Source organism: Vibrio sp. 378 (assembly GCF_033339435.1).
The window spans coordinates 1-737 of sequence record NZ_JAWOUO010000489.1 but is presented as its reverse complement, the minus strand read 5'-3'; the positions used below and the strand labels follow the sequence as shown (position 1 = coordinate 737).

Here is a 737-nt window from a genome sequence, read left to right as displayed (position 1 = left end):
CGGCAACGAAACGGTATTTGCGAACTGGCGTGGATTCTTTGCTGCACCGGGCGTTAGCCAAAAGAAAATCGACGAATGGAATGCCGCATTCACTAAGATGTACAACACTGACGAGTGGCAAGTCGTTCGTGACCGCAACGGTTGGATAGACAACTACAAAGCGGACAAAGCGTTCTTCGCGTTCCTTGAAGATCAAGAGAAGCAAATGGGTGACCTGATGCGTGAGCTAGGCTTCCTGAAATAACCGTTATTCCAGGGCTCCCTCCGATAGCAACTTAGCGTAAAACCTGAGTTGCTATTCGCCCCAACGGCATTTGCACTCTAAGTTTCACCGTATATGGACATTGTCGACACTCGGCATACACACTCCTTTGTTTATTGATTGTTAAGCATATCGACTAGCAGCGAAATGCTTACTTGTTAATGGATTACTTTGCACATTAACGTTCATATACGGTCTTTTTTATTCTTGTTAGGAGTTGAATATGTCTCGTTCAACCAACGTTTTTACCAAAGAATATCTACTCTGTCGCGACCGTGTTGGCGCCATGATTTTCCTGCTCTTCTGCCTTTGCTACGGTTATCAAACGTCTCAAATCGCACTGTTTCCGGGCGATGAGTATGAACCGTTTACTGCGCGCACCTTGCCAACCATTCTGACTTATATCGGGATCGGGCTTTCTCTCTTGCTTCTTGTGACTGGCCAACCAGATAAAAAGAGCGGCGCCGTTTTAACC

At 46.3% G+C, this 737-nt stretch carries 2 pseudogenes; both read left to right on the top strand.

Going from position 1 to position 737, the window contains the following annotated elements:
* A pseudogene (locus R7Q48_RS27115) lies at nucleotides 1-244 on the top strand (tripartite tricarboxylate transporter substrate binding protein); the annotation flags it as partial.
* A 241-nt stretch (nucleotides 245-485) separates the two neighbouring features.
* A pseudogene (locus tag R7Q48_RS27110) lies at nucleotides 486-737 on the top strand (tripartite tricarboxylate transporter TctB family protein); the annotation flags it as partial.